Here is a 15586-nt window from a genome sequence, read left to right on the forward strand (position 1 = left end):
GCCCCCTTATGATGTCCGCCAGACTCTTTACCCTGCGATGACCCATGGCCGATTCTGCTTTTTTCTGCACCCTTTCTCATGAAGGTGTTCTCGCGGTCCGCGGCGCGGACGCCAGCAAATTCCTGCAAGGCCAACTGACCTGCAATCTCAATTACCTGAGCGATTCCCGGGCCAGTCTCGGTGCGCGCTGCACCCAGAAAGGCCGGATGCAATCGAGTTTCCGCATCCTGCTCGAAGGGGATGGCGTGGTCCTGGCCATGGCCACCGAATTGCTCGAACCGCAACTGGCGGACCTGAAAAAATACGCCGTGTTTTCCAAGTCGAAACTGACCGACGAAAGTGCCGCCTGGGTCCGCTTCGGCGTTGACCATGGCGACGCTGCACTGGTCAGCCTCGGTCTGGACCTGCCGGCAGAAACCGACAGCGTCGTGCGCAACGATGGACTGATCGCCATCCGTGTCTCGCCGCAACGCGCCGAGTTGTGGGTTGCCGCCGGTCAAGCCGATGCGGTCAAAGGCAAGCTATCGGCGGTGCTGAGCGAAGGCGACCTCAATCAATGGCTGCTGGGCCAGGTCCGCGCAGGGATCGGCCAGGTCATGCCCGGCACCCGCGAGTTGTTCATCCCGCAGATGCTCAACCTGCAAGCGGTCGGTGGCGTGAGCTTCAAGAAAGGCTGCTACACCGGGCAGGAAATCGTCGCGCGCATGCAGTACCTGGGCAAACTCAAGCGCCGTTTGTATCGCCTGCAATTGACTGCCAGCGAGCTGCCTGAACCGGGTACCGCGCTGTTTTCCCCGACCCACGGCAGTTCCATTGGCGAAGTGGTGCTGGCTGCCCGCGCCGGGCAGAACATTGAACTGCTGGCTGTGTTGCAAGCCGAAGCAGCAGACAGTGGAGACATCCACCTGGGCGAGCTCCAAGGGCCGTCCCTGCAACTGCTCGACCTGCCTTATGAACTGGACCGCGATCGCGAAATCCAGCAATAACGGCAGCACTTCTAGAGAGACTAAATGAGCGAACTGGCGGAAAAGGTCCAAAAGGATTTGGTTGAGGCCATCAATAACGATGACCTGGTTCTGCCAACGTTACCGGAAGTGGCCCTGCAGATTCGCAAGGCCGCAGAAAACCCGGAAGTCAGCGTCAGCACCCTGAGCAAAGTGATCGGCCGCGATACCGCGCTGTCGGCACGCCTGATCAAAGTGGTCAACAGCCCACTGTTGCGCGCAGCCCAGGAAGTGACCGATCTGCATACCGCGATCACCCGCCTGGGCATCAACTACAGCTGCAATCTGGCGATCGGCCTGGTCATGGAGCAGATTTTCCATGCCCGCTCCGACGTGGTCGAACAGAAGATGCGCGATGTCTGGCGTAAAAGCCTGGAAATCGCCGGCGTCAGCTACGCCTTGTGCCGCAGCCATACCCGACTCAAGCCCGATCAGGCGGCCCTTGGCGGGCTGGTGCACCAGATCGGGGTGCTACCGATCCTGACCTACGCCGAAGATCACTATGAGCTGCTGTCCGACCCGGTCAGCCTCAACCATGTGATCGACCAGATTCATCCGCTGATCGGCGAAAAACTGCTCAGGGTCTGGGAATTTCCCGACATGCTGGTGCAAGTGCCGCAGTTGTACCTGAACTTCAAACGCCAGTCTGCGCAGGTCGATTATGTGGATCTGGTGCAGGTGGCCAGTCTGTATTGCCACAAGGACACTGACCATCCGATCTCGCGCATCGATCCCTTCAGCGTGCCCGCTTTCGTCAAGCTAGGGATCGATCCGGACGACAACGCGATGTGTGCCGACCTGGAAGAAATGCGCTCGATGTTTTACTGATCATTGTGGCGAGGGGGCAAGCCCCCTCGCCACAGATGTTGTGTTACTCCCCGGAGATAAAACTCACCCGCACCTTCAACCCCGCGTGCTCACCATCATGCAGGCTGATCTGCGCCAGATGCGCGCGGCAGATCTCACCGACAATCGCCAATCCCAACCCTGAACCGGCCACTTGCTGATTGCGTCGGTAAAAGCGCTCGAACACCCGATCGCGGTCTACAAGAGGAATGCCGGGGCCATCATCTTCGACTTCCAGCACGGCGGGCGCCGAGACGCGCAAAATCACGTTGCCACCCGGCGGCGTGTGAGCCAGTGCGTTATCCACCAGATTGCTTAGCAGCTCGTTCAATAGCGTCGGCTCGCCCCGCATCCAGACGGGCTCATCCGCCTCCAGCGCCAGCGCGATGCCGCGCTTGTGGGCCAACGGCGCCATGGCCATGCCCAGCTCCCGTGCCAACTGACTGAGGTCGAGTAACTGCGCACCGCCCTCGGCAATCGCCCGGGCGCCATTTTCGACCCGGGCCATGGAAAGCAACTGATTGGCCAGATGGGTCAAGCGATCAGTACCCTGGGCGGCGGTCTCCAGCGTACTGCGCCAGGTATCGGGCTCGACCGAGCGCATACCCAGTTCCAGGCGCGCCTTGAGGGCCGCCAGCGGTGTGCGCAGCTCATGGGCGGCATCAGCGATAAATTGCGCCTGTTTCTCGAACTGCCCGCGCAAGCGCTCGGTAAAGTGATTGAGGGCGCGCACCAGCGGCCACAATTCGCGCTGCACTTCCACGAGCGGCAAGGGACGCAGATCGTCCGGCTGACGCTCCTCCACTGCCGTGCGCAAGCGCTCCAGCGGGCGCAACGCGGCACTCACTGCGAACCACACCAGCATTAACGCACCGATTGCCAGCATCCCCAGGCGCAGCAACGTATCCGCCGCCAGACTGCGGGCCATGCTGACACGCGCTTCATCGGTTTCCGCCACGCGAATTTCCGCCATGCCGTTCATGTTCGGCTCACTCACGGGCTTGAGCAGGCTCACCACGCGCACGTTCTGCCCGCGGTACTGGGCGTTGTAGAAACGTGCCAATGCTGGATAGTCATCGGTGCGCGGCGTTCCCGGCGGCGGCGCGGGCAGATTTTCGTAACCGGAGATCAGCTTCTGATTGATGTCGTTGACCAGGTAGAAAATCCGCCCGGCGCTGTCGTAGGCGAAGGTATCGAGGGCGACATAAGGCACGTCGAGGCTGAGGCTCCCATCGTGCTCGGACAGACCTGCGGCGATGGTCCGCGCCGAGGCGAGCAAAGTCCGGTCATAGGCTGTGTCGGCCGCTTCACGACCGTTCCAGTAGGCGCTCAAACCACTGGCCAGCATCAACACCACCAGCAACAGCGCCAGGTTCCACAACAACCGCCAGCGCAGGCTGCTGGGCTTATGCATCGCGGCTTTCCAGCAAGTAACCGAGGCCGCGGAAGGTCACGATGGCGACCGGCTGGCCATCGAGTTTCTTGCGCAGGCGGTGCACGTAGATTTCGATCGCATCGGGGCTGGCCTCTTCATCGAGACCGAACACTTGCGATGCCAATTGCTCCTTGCTCATCACCCGGCCGGGGCGCGCGATCAGGGCCTCGAGCACGGCTTGCTCGCGGGAGGTCAGGGTCAGCAATTCTTCGCCGAGGGTAAAGCGCCGGGTTTCCAGGTCATAGGCCAGCACACCGCAACGCTGAATGCGTTCACCGCCCAGCACGCTGCGGCGCAACAAGGCTTTGACCCGGGCTTCGAGTTCGGTCAGCTCGAACGGCTTGGCCAGGTAGTCGTCGGCGCCGAGGTTCAGGCCGTGGACCCGGTCCTTGACGTCACTGCGGGCGGTCAGCATCAACACCGGCAGGTTCTTGCCCCGCGCCCGCAATCGCGCCAGCACTTCGAAACCATCCATGCGCGGCAAGCCGACGTCGAGGATCGCCATGGCGTATTCCTCGCTACCCAGCGCCAGGTCGGCTGCCACGCCATCGTGCAGAACGTCCACGGTCAGCCCGGTGCTCTTGAGCGCCTGGGCGACACTTTCGGCGAGCTGCAGATGGTCTTCGACGAGCAGGACACGCATGGATCTTTACCTCATTCAGGGATGGTCGACGCCATTCTTTGGCGCGGAGTTTACAGCGGCATCGGTCGCTGTGAAGTCCGAAAAGTCGTGAAAGTCTTCTGAAAGGTTAGCGAAAGGTTAGACCGTTAGAGTCGGACCACGGACAGTTTCGACTGCCGTCGCCGCAGCCACACAGCGATACGAAAAACGCCTCGAAGCGTTTTCGACAAATAAGAACAATAAACGGAGTAAGTCATCCATGCAGTCCCTGCAGACCCAGGCTATCGCGCCTGCCCGCCTCTCCCGTTTCAGCCACACTGCAATTGCCAGCGCTGCTGCCCTCGCCGGTTTTTCACCGTTGAGCCAGGCCGCATTCTTCGACGACAGCTCGGCCACGTTCGAAACCCGCAACATGTACTTCAACCGCGATTTTCGCGACGGCACCAGTGTCCAACAGTCCAAGCGTGACGAGTGGGCCCAGGGTTTCATGCTCAATCTTAAATCAGGCTACACCGACGGCACCGTGGGGTTCGGTGTCGATGCGCTGGGCATGCTGGGGGTCAAGCTCGATTCGAGCCCGGACCGTACCGGTACCGGCCTGCTGCCGACCGACGATGGGCGAGCCGTCGACGAGTACTCCAAGCTCGGCCTGACCGGCAAGGTGAAAATCTCCGCCAGCGAGCTGAAAATCGGCACCCTGATTCCGGAACTGCCGATCCTCAAGCCCAACGACGGGCGCATCCTGCCGCAGACCTTCGAAGGCGGCATGCTGACCTCCAAAGAGATCAAGAACCTGACCTTTACCGGCGGTCGTCTGGACAAGGCAAAGGACCGCGACAGCACCGACTTCGAGGACATAGCCCTCAACAACAAGAACAACCGCTTCGCCGGAACGGTGGCTGGCAAGCACTTCGACTTTGGCGGCGTGGACTACAAGTTCACCGACAAGATCACCGGCAGCTACCACTTCGCGCAACTCGATGAAGTCTACAACCAGCACTATCTCGGGCTGGTTGCGTCACAGCCGTTCGGCCCTGGCACCTTTGCCAGCGATCTGCGATTTGCCATCAGTGATGACCAGGGCGAGGCCCGTGGCGGCCCGATCGACAACAAGTCCCTCAACGGCCTGGTGAGTTACGCCTTGAGCGGGCACAAGCTCAGTGCGGGCTACCAGCACATGTCCGGCGACAGCGCGTTCCCGTATGTGGATGGCAGCGACCCGTATCTGGTGAATTTTGTGCAGATCAACGACTTCGCCGGCGCCCAAGAGCACTCCTGGCAAGCGCGTTATGACTTCGACTTCGTCACTCTCGGCGTCCCCGGCCTGACCTTCATGAGCCGTTACGTGAGCGGTGACAACATCAAGCTCAAGAACGGTGACGAAGGCAAAGAGTGGGAGCGCGACAGCGAGATTAAATACGTTGTACAAAGCGGTGCGCTCAAGGATGTCGCCGTGCGCCTGCGCAATGCCACCTACCGCTCAAACTACTCCGCTCGCGATGCCGATGAAGTGCGTCTGCTGGTGAGCTATAGCGTTGCCCTTTGGTAATTCAGTACGTCAATAACAACAACTCCCAAGGAGACTTGAATGAACCTGTCGATGCGTAAACTAGCCCTCGCCGCCAGCGTCCTGCTGCTCACCGGCCAAGCACTCGCCGAACCCAAACGTCCGGAATGCATCGCCCCGGCCTCGCCCGGCGGTGGTTTCGACCTGACCTGTAAACTGGCGCAAAGCGCGCTGGTCAACGAAAAACTGCTGACCAAACCGATGCGCGTGACCTACATGCCCGGCGGTGTCGGCGCCGTGGCGTACAACGCGGTGGTCGCCCAGCGTCCGGCCGATGCCGGCACCCTGGTGGCCTGGTCCAGTGGTTCGCTGCTGAACCTGGCGCAAGGCAAGTTCGGTCGTTTCGATGAAAGCAACGTGCGCTGGCTGGCGGCCGTTGGCACCAGCTATGGCGCCATCGCGGTTAAAAGCGATTCGCCTTACAAGACTCTCGACGACCTCGTTCAGGCACTGAAGAAAGATCCGAGCAAAGTGGTGATCGGTTCCGGCGGCACCGTCGGCAGCCAGGACTGGATGCAGACCGCGCTGATCGCCAAGGCCGCCGGGATCAACCCGCGTGACCTGCGTTACGTCGCCCTCGAAGGCGGCGGTGAAATCGCCACAGCCCTGCTCGGTGGGCACATCCAGGTCGGCAGCACCGACATCTCCGACTCCATGCCGCACATCCTCAGCGGTGACATGCGATTGTTGGCAGTGTTCTCCGACAAGCGTCTGGACGAGCCGGAAATGAAGGACATTCCGACAGCACGCGAGCAAGGCTACGACATCGTCTGGCCGGTGGTGCGCGGCTTCTACCTCGGGCCAAAAGTCAGCGACGAAGACTACGCCTGGTGGAAAGCGGCCTTCGACAAACTGCTGGCTTCCGAAGACTTCGCCAAGTTGCGCGATCAGCGCGAGCTCTTCCCGTTCGCCATGACCGGCCCGGAGCTGGACACCTACGTGAAGAAGCAGGTTGCGGACTACAAAGTGCTGGCCAAAGAGTTCGGCCTGATCCAGTGATCGTCTCTGTCTAGCGGTTGCGGCTCCGTTTTGGCGGGGCCGCAGCCCAGGAGTTCCCCATGCTCTTACAACGCATTTTCGCCTCGGTGCTGTTGCTGGCCTGTATCGGCCTGGCACTGATGGCGTGGCCGTATCAAGCGGCTTTTTCCTACGAACCGGTGGGGCCTCGGGCCTTCCCGTTGTTGATGCTCGGCCTGATGGGCTCGGCGCTGTTGTACATGGTATTTCGTCCTGCGCCGATCAAGCACAGCGATGACGAGCCGCCGCTGGACCGCGAAACCCTGAACAAGATCGGCATCTGCGTGGTGCTGTTGCTGGTGTTCGCCGGCACCTTCGAACCACTGGGTTTCATCGTCGCCAGCATACTGACCGGTGTGCCGATGGCCCGTCTCTATGGCGGCCGCTGGGTACCCAGCATCGTGATCATCAGCCTGATGGCCGTCGGTCTCTATCTGCTGTTCGACCGCGTGATGGACGTACCGCTGCCCCTCGGCCTGCTCGACGTTCTGGAGAACTGATATGGATACTCTTGGCTATTTGGGTCAGGGCTTCGGCGTCGCGCTGAGCCCGTACAACCTGGTGACCGCCCTGTGCGGCACCCTGATCGGCACCGTGGTCGGCCTGTTGCCGGGCCTCGGCCCGATCAACGGCGTCGCACTGCTGATCCCGATCGCATTCGCCCTCGGCCTGCCACCGGAATCGGCACTGATCCTGCTGGCGGCGGTGTACCTGGGTTGCGAATACGGCGGCAGAATCAGCTCGATCCTGCTGAACATCCCGGGCGAAGCGTCCACCGTGATGACTACCCTCGATGGCTACCCGATGGCCCGCCAGGGCCTGGCCGGTGTCGCACTGTCGCTGTCGGCATGGAGCTCGTTCATCGGTGCCTTCATCGCGACTTGCGGCATGGTGCTGTTCGCCCCGCTGCTGGCGAAATGGGCGATTGCCTTCGGGCCGGCGGAGTACTTCGTGCTGATGGTGTTTGCAATTGTCTGCCTTGGCGGCATGGCCGGAGACCGTCCGTTGAAAACGTTCATCGCGGCGCTGATCGGCCTGTTCCTGTCGACCGTCGGCATCGACGCCAACAGCGGCGTGTATCGCTTCACCGGGGACAACATCCACCTGACCGATGGCATCCAGTTCGTCGTGCTGGTGCTCGGTCTGTTCTCCGTCAGCGAAATCCTTCTGCTGCTGGAAAAAACCCATCACGGCCAGGAAGCGGTAAAAGCCACCGGGCGCATGATGTTCAACTTCAAGGAAGCGGCGTCGGTGTTCACGGTGAACATTCGTTGCGGCGTACTGGGTTTCATCATGGGCGTGTTGCCGGGTGCCGGCGCGACTCTGGCCAGTGCCGTGGCCTACATGACCGAAAAACGCATCGCCGGTGCCGGCGGCAAATTCGGCCAAGGTGACAAGCGCGGCCTCGCCGCCCCGGAAACCGCCATCGGTGGCGCGGCCTGCGGTGCGCTGGTGCCGATGCTGACCCTCGGCGTTCCAGGTTCCGGCACCACTGCGGTGATGATCGGCGCCCTGTCGCTGTACAACATCACCCCCGGCCCGTTGCTGTTCCAGGAACAACCCGACATCGTCTGGGGCCTGATCGCTTCGTTGTTCGTCGCCAACGTGATGCTGGTGATCCTCAACATCCCGATGATCCGCGTGTTCACCCGCATCCTCGCGGTGCCGAACTGGGCACTGGTGCCGGTGATTGCGATCATTACCGGGATCGGCGTCTACGCGGTGCACGCCACCACCTTCGACCTGTTCCTGATGATCGGCATCGGCATCTTCGGCTACATCCTGCGCAAGCTGGACTTCCCGTTGTCGCCGCTGCTGCTGGGCTTCATCCTCGGCGGCCTGATGGAACAGAACCTGCGCCGCGCCCTGTCGATTTCCAACGGTGCGCTGGAAATCCTCTGGTCGAGCCCGATCACCTTCGGTGTCTGGGTACTGACGGCGATCATGCTGTTGATGCCGATCCTGCGCATCTGGCGCAAACGTTCGGCCACGCAGCGCGCTATCGCCGATGTCTGATCGGCCCCCCTTCAGAAGCTGGTGGGGAACCCCGCTGGTTGGCCTGCTTGGCGGTTACCTCGCCAGCCAGGTCGGCTGGCCTTTGCCGTGGATGGTCGGCTCGTTGCTGGCGATCATCCTCGTGCGCTGCCTGACACCCTGGCAATTGGCCGAAATCCCTGGCGGTCGCAAGTGCGGCCAGTGGATCGTTGGTATCGGTATCGGTCTGCACTTCACCCCGCTGGTGATGGAGCAGGTACTGAGTCATTTCGGTCTGATCTTCTTCGGTGCGCTGGTCACCAGCCTGTCTGCCGTGGTCGGCGTGTGGCTGATGCGCCGCACCGGTGAAGATCGCGCCACGGCGTTCTTTTCCAGCATGCCCGGTGGTTCCGGGGAGATGGTCAACCTCGGCGCCCGCAATGGTGCGGTGCTCAGCCGTGTGGCGGCGGGGCAGAGTTTGCGGGTGTTGGTGGTCGTGCTGTGCGTACCGGCTGCCTTCAAGTACCTGTTGGGCGACGGAGCACCGATTTCCCACGCTGGCAGCATCGATTGGCGCTGGTTGGCGGTGTTGTTTCCCGTCGGTGCATTGGCCGCCTGGATCTGGGAGCGCCTGCGTCAACCCAACCCCTGGCTATTCGGGCCATTGCTGGTCAGTGCGGCAGTCAGCATCGGCTGGGACCTGCACATCGGTTTGCCCAACGGCGCTAGCCAGATCGGGCAATGGCTGATCGGCAGCGGTCTGGGCTGTCACTTCAACCGGCAGTTTTTCCGGCATGCGCCATCGTTCATGGGCCGTACCTTGATCGGCACGGCGTTGACCATGCTGATCGCCACGGTGGCGGCATTGGGCTTGAGCGCGCTGACCCATCTGGACCTGCGTTCGCTGACATTGGGCATGATGCCCGGCGGCATTGCCGAGATGAGCCTGACAGCGGAAACCCTGCAACTGTCAGTGCCGCTGGTGACGGCGATGCAGGTGATGCGGTTGTTGTTCGTGCTGTTTCTGGCGGAGCCGTTGTTCAGGTACTGGAATCGGAATCCAGAAGAGTCCTGACGCGTTTTATGTGGCAGGTGATGACTGTGGCGAGGGGGCTTGCCCCCTCGCCACAAAAGCCCTCCAGCCTCCCTAAACCGGCGGCAACCGCCACTCGATCGGCGTCTCGCCATTCTGTTCCAGAAACTTGTTGGTGCGGCTGAAGTGCCCGCAACCGAGGAAGCCGCGATAGGCCGACAGCGGTGACGGGTGCACCGATGTCAGCACCAGATGCTTGGTGGCATCGATCAGTTTCTGCTTGCTCTGGGCATGGGCGCCCCACAGCATGAACACCAGGTGCGGTTGCTTCTGGCTGACCACTTCAATGATTCGATCGGTAAAAATCTGCCAGCCCTTGTCCTTGTGCGCATTGGCGTTGGCGCGCTCGACGGTCATGGTGGTGTTGAGCATCAGCACGCCCTGATCGGCCCAGCTCTGCAGGTAGCCATGGTCGGGGATGTCGATGTTCAGGTCGCGCTTGAGTTCTTTGTAGATGTTCACCAGCGACGGTGGCGCCGGCACGCCGGGTTGCACCGAGAAGCACAAACCATGGGCCTGGCCTGGGCCGTGATAAGGATCCTGGCCGAGGATCACCACCTTGACCTTGTCCAGCGGCGTGGAATTGAGCGCGTTGAAAATCATCGGCCCCGGCGGATAGATCTCCTTGCCGGCCGCCCGCTCCTGTTGCAGGAAGTTTCGCAACTCTGCCATGTAGGGCTGGTCGAATTCGGCACGCAGTGCCTCCTTCCAGCCCGGTTCGAGTTTGATACGGTCGTCAGCAGTCATGGTTACATCCGGCAAAAACAATTGGGGCGAACCCTAGGAAAGCTCAACACGCTTGTCAATTGATCTGACGCAGATCCGGCACTTTCCCATACAGCGATCATACTTAACCTTCAAATTCCCGATCGAGGTCACGATGAATCTGCACTTCGAAGAACTCACCGGCACGGATGGCGCCCGCATCGGCATCGCCAGTCTGGATGCCGAAAACTCCCTCAACGCCCTGTCCCTGCCGATGATCAACGCCCTGCGCGACCGGATGGAGGCCTGGGCCAAGGACCCGCAGATCGTTTGCGTCCTGTTGCGCGGCAATGGCGCCAAGGCTTTTTGCGCCGGTGGCGAAGTGCGCAGTCTGGTGCAAGCCTGTCGCGCCCATCCCGGTGAAGTGCCGCCACTGGCTGCGCAGTTTTTTGCGGCGGAATATCGCCTGGACTTCAAACTGCACACCTATCCCAAACCGTTGATCTGTTGGGGCCACGGCTATGTGCTCGGCGGCGGCATGGGACTGTTGCAAGGAGCAGGCATCCGCATCGTCACACCGAGCAGCCGGTTGGCCATGCCGGAGATCAGCATCGGCCTGTACCCGGACGTTGGCGCCAGTTGGTTCCTGTCGCGCCTGCCCGGCAAGCTCGGGTTGTTCCTGGGCCTGACCGGTGCGCATATGAACGGCCGCGATGCCATCGACCTGGACCTGGCGGATCGTTTCCTGCTCGATGAGCAGCAGCCGGAGTTGATCGAAGGCCTGCTGCAATTGAACTGGCAGGAACAGACGCCGATGCAACTCAACAGCCTGCTCAAGGCCTTGCAGCAGGAAGCCGTGGCGCAGATACCCGAAGCCCAGTGGCTGCCGCGGCGCCAACAGATCGACGAACTGCTGGATGTCAGCGACGTGCGTTGCGCCTGGAAGGCCATCAGCGCCTTGCGCGATCACCCCGATCTATTGCTGAGCCGCGCGGCCAGGACCATGACCGAAGGCGCCCCGCTGACCGCTCATCTGGTGTGGGAGCAGATCATCCGGGCCCGGCACCTGTCACTGGCCGAAGTCTTTCAGATGGAATACACCCTGAGCCTCAACTGCTGTCGTCATCCGGAATTCAGCGAAGGCGTACGTGCCCGGTTGATCGACAAGGATCAGAAGCCGCACTGGCACTGGCCGGACATCAAGAACGTGCCGAACGCGGTGGTAGAGGCGCATTTCCACAAGGCATGGGAAGGTCGGCATCCGTTGGCGGATTTGTCCGAATACTGAAAACACACACAAAACTGTGGGAGCGCCGCACCGCCGCTCCCACATTAGAGCTGTGCTTTATATAAAACTAGCGGTGGTTACCCCGCCAGTTGTGATCGCCACGCCCGCTGCGATAGCCGCGCCCGTCGTGACCGCGATAGTCGTTGTTCCCGCGGCTACGGCCGTCCCAGTCATGGTTCTGATGCATGCGGTAGTCGCCCCGCGGTGGCTGATAGTAACGAGGCGCCGGCTGGTAATAGCGTGGGGACGGTTGATACATCCGCGGCTGCGAATAATAGCGCGGTGTCGGCTGGTAATACCGCGCTGGCGGCACGTAATACCGGGGTGGCGGTGTGTAATAACCGTTGGAATAGTAAGAACGCCCCCCGGTGTAATAGGTTGGCGCAGGCGAGGTATAGACCTCGGAACTGTAGTAACTGCCTCCTTCGTCGTAGTAAGGCGCGCACCCACCAAGGGATAATCCCAATACAGCTAGCAGAAGTATTCGACAGAGCATGGCGGCCTCCTGGACCGCGGGTAAGCCACACCAGCGACGCTGGCAGGCGACAGTCAAATGTTCGGTGACTGTCGAAAGATCAGACACCGAATTCGGAATCTGGTGCGTCCATGAAACAAGTAGAAACATCTGGCCGATGAAAGGTTTTTCATCCCTTCACGCCCTGATTAATGGTGGCCACCGCGATATCCACCGCCGTGATAACCGTGGCCACGGTAATAACCATGCCCACCGTAGTAATAGGAGCGATAACCACCGTAATAACGTGGGCCGTAATAACCGCCGTGGTAATAGGGCGAGTAGTAACCGGGATAGTAATAAGGTGCCGCGTAGACATCGGCAGGACCGTCGTAGTAGTAGCAGCCAGACAATCCAAGGCCGAGTACTGCACCCAACAACAATCGACGTAACATGGCGGCCTCCGTAAAGACCTGCGACAGCAGTGACACCTGTTTTGACTGGCGATCCCCTGCCAAGTGCGACGTTGCATCCATCTTCTGATCAGCGGCGGACAGGTTCCAATGCGGTGCACCAGCGCACCATCACAAGGCACTGCGCCTTCCAAACCAACACCACCGACCTCCCTGCCCCCCACGCTAGAGCGCTCGGGCCGACTTGGCACGCCTCTCGCTTTAGCGCACTTGTTCCAAAAAATGTGCAGGCGTCATCACAGGTTCGCGGCACCACAATTTGCAAATGGCTGACTAGGGTTCCGGCTCGCAATCGCGAGTGACTGGTCCGAGAGTTGGCGACCTCCAGTTGAGGTTACACGGCGGGACAAAAGCCCGGGAGACAAGCCACCGTTCGCGGTGCCGCTGCCGTCCTGTCCGTCCTTGATCAACTGGAGAACCACCATGTCCCGACTTCGTTTACCCGCCCTGCTCGCCGCTGCATTCGCAGCCTTCGTGAGCTTCTCGTCCCAGGCCGCCCAGAAAGATCACTTCAGCGTGTGCTGGACGATCTACGCCGGCTGGATGCCGTGGGAATATGCCGGCAGCCAGGGCATCGTCGACAAATGGGCGAAAAAGTACGGCATCAAGATTGATGTGGTGCAGCTCAACGACTACGTGGAATCGATCAACCAATACACCGCCGGCCAGTTCGACGGCTGCACCATGACCAACATGGACGCGCTGACCATTCCGGCTGCCGGTGGCGTCGACAGCACTGCGCTGATCGTCAGCGATTTCTCCAACGGCAACGACGGCATCGTGCTCAAGGGCGAAGGCAAGAAAGTCGCCGACCTCAAGGGCATGGACGTCAACCTGGTGGAGCTGTCGGTGTCCCATTACCTGCTGGCCCGGGCTCTGGATTCGGTGGACCTCACCGAGAAAGACCTGACAGTGGTCAACACCTCCGACGCCGATATCTCCGCCGCCTTCAACACCGATCAGGTCAACGCCATCACCACCTGGAACCCGATGCTCTCGGACATCAAGGCCAAGCCTGCCGTGACCGAGGTGTTCAACTCCAGCCAGATCCCCGGCGAAATCATGGACATGATGGTGGTCAACAGCGCCACCCTCAAAGACAACCCGGCCCTGGGCAAGGCACTGACTGGCGCCTGGTTCGAAGTGGTCGAGTTGATGAGCGCGAAAAACGCCGCCAGCAAAGCCGCACTGGAACACATGGCCAAAGCTTCGGGCACTGACCTGGCGGGTTTCCAGGCACAACTGGACACCACCAAATTGTTCGCCACCCCGAAAGAAGCCTTGGCGTTCAGTACCAGCAAGCAACTGCCGGAGACCATGCGCAAGGTTGCCGAATTCTCCTTCCAGCACGGCTTGCTGGGTGAAGGCGCCAAAGACACCAGCGCGGTCGGTATGGCCTTCGCCAATGGCGTGACCAGCGGCGACAAAGGCAACCTCAAGCTGCGCTTCGACCCGAGTTACGTGCAGATGGCCGCCGACGCCAAGCTGTAATCAGGAGAACTGGCCATGCGCCTGATCAACCGTCACCCGGACCGTCCGAGTCGCCTGTTGCTGGTGATCCTGCCGTTCGCCCTGGTGCTGTTCGCCTACTTCACGGGCTCGGCCGAGCGACTGGCGGACAACCCCAACGACAAGCTGCTGCCCAGCGCCGTGCAGATGAGCGATGCGGTGAAACGCCTGGCGTTCGTGGCCGACACCCGCACCGGCGAATACCTGCTTTGGCAAGACAGCGTTGCCAGCCTGCGACGGCTGGCCATCGGACTTGGCATCAGTGCATTGGCCGGGCTTTGCCTGGGCATCGCCGCCGGGACGTTGCCGCTGTTTGGCGCACCGTTGTCGCCGGTACTCACCGTGCTGTCGATGGTGCCACCGCTGGCGATCCTGCCGATTCTGTTCATCGTGTTCGGGCTGGGGGAGTTGTCGAAAGTGATGCTGATCGTGATCGGTATCACTCCGTGCCTGGCTCGGGATCTGGAACAGCGCGCCCGGGAAATTCCCGTCGAGTTACTGATCAAGGCGCAGACGCTTGGCGCTTCGACCTGGACCTTGATGCTGCGCGTGGTGCTACCGCAGTTGTTGCCGCGCCTGTTGATATCACTGCGACTGATGCTGGGTTCGGCGTGGTTGTTCCTGATCGCTGCCGAAGCCATCGCCTCCACCGATGGTCTCGGCTATCGGATTTTCCTGGTGCGCCGCTACCTGGCGATGGACGTGATCCTGCCCTACGTGGTGTGGATCACCCTGCTCGCCTGGTTGATGGATTGGGGCCTCAAACGCCTGACCCAGCGTGCTTTCCCTTGGTATGAAGGAGCGCGGGCATGAGTTTCATCACGGTGAAAAACGTCTGGCAGCAATACGCCGATCAGGTGGTGCTGGAAGGCCTGAACCTGAACGTCAACGAGGGCGAGTTCTGCACGCTCGTGGGCGCCTCCGGATGCGGCAAATCGACCTTCCTGCGCCTGCTGCTCGGCCAGGAACGCGCCAGTCGCGGCCAGATCCTGCTCGACGGCCAGCCCTTGGCCAGTGAGCCGGATGCCAGCCGTGGCGTGGTGTTCCAGCGCTACTCGGTGTTCCCGCACTTGAGCGTGCTGGACAACGTCGCCCTGGGCCTCGAACTGCCGCGCTCACCCTTGCTCGGGCGCCTGTTCGGCAGCGCGAAAAAACAGGCCCGCGAACAGGCGTCGGTGTTGCTGCACAAAGTCGGCCTCGGCCACTCGCTGGACAAGTACCCGGCGCAGCTCTCCGGCGGCATGCAACAACGGCTGGCCATTGCCCAGGCGCTGATCATGAAGCCGCGGGTGTTGCTGCTCGACGAACCGTTCGGCGCCCTCGATCCGGGCATCCGCAAAGACATGCACGCCTTGCTGCTGGAGCTGTGGCGTGAGACCCGACTGACGGTGTTCATGGTCACCCATGACCTGCCCGAAGGCTTCAGCCTCGGCACGCGCCTGCTGGTGTTCGACAAGGTTCGTCTCGACCCGCACGCACCCGGCGCCTATGGCGCACGCATCACCTACGACATCCCTTTGAACAGCGACCGCCGCGCCCATCGTGCCGCCGTCGACGCCTTGCCGGCTCCTTTGGCAGGCACGCTTCGTATCGCTTAGA

16 protein-coding genes and 1 riboswitch are annotated in these 15586 nt (G+C 61.3%); of the genes, 11 read left to right on the forward strand and 5 right to left on the reverse strand.

All coding sequences use genetic code 11. From position 1 onward, the window contains the following. Nucleotides 1–44 precede the first annotated feature (44 nt). Both KGA81_RS26425 and KGA81_RS26430 read left to right on the forward strand, forming a co-directional pair. Complete coding sequence (locus tag KGA81_RS26425; protein ID WP_223549954.1) at nt 45–986, forward strand: YgfZ/GcvT domain-containing protein; 942 nt, start codon at nt 45–47, stop codon at nt 984–986. 24 nt (nt 987–1010) lie between these two features. After that, nucleotides 1011–1832, forward strand: a complete 822-nt coding sequence (locus tag KGA81_RS26430; protein WP_223549956.1) for an HDOD domain-containing protein — start codon at nt 1011–1013, stop codon at nt 1830–1832. Nucleotides 1833–1875: 43 nt separating this feature from the next. On the opposite strand, the gene KGA81_RS26435 is transcribed toward KGA81_RS26430, so the two are convergent. After that, a complete protein-coding gene (locus KGA81_RS26435) occupies nt 1876–3264 on the reverse strand; it encodes a sensor histidine kinase (RefSeq protein WP_223549959.1) in 1389 nt (462 codons plus the stop codon). Next, a complete protein-coding gene (locus KGA81_RS26440; RefSeq protein ID WP_007979804.1) occupies nt 3257–3928 on the reverse strand; it encodes a response regulator in 672 nt (223 codons plus the stop codon). Before KGA81_RS26440 ends, KGA81_RS26435 begins: the two co-directional genes overlap by 8 nt. A 238-nt stretch (nt 3929–4166) precedes the next feature. On the opposite strand from KGA81_RS26440, the gene KGA81_RS26445 reads away from it, so the two are divergent. The 5 genes from KGA81_RS26445 to KGA81_RS26465 are packed head-to-tail and all read left to right on the forward strand — an operon-like array spanning nt 4167 to nt 9540. Next, nucleotides 4167–5456: an OprD family porin gene (locus KGA81_RS26445; RefSeq protein ID WP_223549961.1), complete on the forward strand. Its 1290-nt coding sequence runs from the start codon at nt 4167–4169 to the stop codon at nt 5454–5456. A gap of 39 nt (nt 5457–5495) precedes the next feature. Beyond that, entirely contained in the window at nt 5496–6473 is a 978-nt protein-coding gene (locus KGA81_RS26450; RefSeq protein ID WP_223549963.1) for a Bug family tripartite tricarboxylate transporter substrate binding protein, read from the forward strand. Nucleotides 6474–6532: 59 nt separating this feature from the next. Beyond that, a complete protein-coding gene (locus KGA81_RS26455; protein WP_223549966.1) occupies nt 6533–6991 on the forward strand; it encodes a tripartite tricarboxylate transporter TctB family protein in 459 nt (152 codons plus the stop codon). A 1-nt stretch (nt 6992) separates the two neighbouring features. Continuing rightward, entirely contained in the window at nt 6993–8507 is a 1515-nt protein-coding gene (locus KGA81_RS26460) for a tripartite tricarboxylate transporter permease (protein ID WP_223549968.1), read from the forward strand. Continuing rightward, complete coding sequence (locus KGA81_RS26465) at nt 8500–9540, forward strand: AbrB family transcriptional regulator (protein ID WP_223549971.1); 1041 nt, start codon at nt 8500–8502, stop codon at nt 9538–9540. The genes KGA81_RS26460 and KGA81_RS26465 overlap by 8 nt, the downstream gene beginning before the upstream one ends. A 72-nt stretch (nt 9541–9612) precedes the next feature. On the opposite strand, the gene ung is transcribed toward KGA81_RS26465, so the two are convergent. Then, nucleotides 9613–10305, reverse strand: coding sequence for a uracil-DNA glycosylase (gene ung / locus KGA81_RS26470; RefSeq protein WP_223549973.1), 693 nt, complete (start codon nt 10303–10305; stop codon nt 9613–9615). A gap of 133 nt (nt 10306–10438) precedes the next feature. Here ung and KGA81_RS26475 point away from each other — a divergent pair, with 133 nt between their 5' ends. Then, entirely contained in the window at nt 10439–11551 is a 1113-nt protein-coding gene (locus KGA81_RS26475) for an enoyl-CoA hydratase/isomerase family protein (protein ID WP_223549976.1), read from the forward strand. A 67-nt stretch (nt 11552–11618) separates the two neighbouring features. Here the strand turns inward: KGA81_RS26475 and KGA81_RS26480 are convergent, their stop codons facing one another. Both KGA81_RS26480 and KGA81_RS26485 read right to left on the reverse strand, forming a co-directional pair. Further along, on the reverse strand, nt 11619–12047 hold the full coding sequence (locus tag KGA81_RS26480; protein WP_223549979.1) for a hypothetical protein: 429 nt from the start codon (nt 12045–12047) through the stop codon (nt 11619–11621). A gap of 167 nt (nt 12048–12214) precedes the next feature. Beyond that, entirely contained in the window at nt 12215–12460 is a 246-nt protein-coding gene (locus KGA81_RS26485) for a hypothetical protein (protein WP_223549982.1), read from the reverse strand. A gap of 280 nt (nt 12461–12740) precedes the next feature. Further along, nucleotides 12741–12841, forward strand: a riboswitch (guanidine-I (ykkC/yxkD leader). A 60-nt stretch (nt 12842–12901) separates the two neighbouring features. On the opposite strand from KGA81_RS26485, the gene KGA81_RS26490 reads away from it, so the two are divergent. From KGA81_RS26490 to KGA81_RS26500, 3 genes are read left to right on the forward strand one after another with little or no spacing between them, the layout of a single operon-like run. Then, nucleotides 12902–13969 (forward strand): putative urea ABC transporter substrate-binding protein, encoded by a 1068-nt coding sequence (locus KGA81_RS26490; RefSeq protein WP_223549984.1) that lies wholly within the window; start codon nt 12902–12904, stop codon nt 13967–13969. Between the two features lie 15 nt (nt 13970–13984). Then, the gene (locus KGA81_RS26495) at nt 13985–14800 is read left to right on the forward strand and encodes an ABC transporter permease (RefSeq protein ID WP_223549987.1); all 816 of its coding nucleotides are present in this window, start codon (nt 13985–13987) and stop codon (nt 14798–14800) included. Continuing rightward, nucleotides 14797–15585 (forward strand): ABC transporter ATP-binding protein, encoded by a 789-nt coding sequence (locus tag KGA81_RS26500; protein ID WP_223549989.1) that lies wholly within the window; start codon nt 14797–14799, stop codon nt 15583–15585. The genes KGA81_RS26495 and KGA81_RS26500 overlap by 4 nt, the downstream gene beginning before the upstream one ends. Nucleotide 15586 lies beyond the last annotated feature (1 nt).

It is taken from the genome of Pseudomonas sp. A-B-19, assembly GCF_019947515.1.
Taxonomy (GTDB): domain Bacteria; phylum Pseudomonadota; class Gammaproteobacteria; order Pseudomonadales; family Pseudomonadaceae; genus Aquipseudomonas.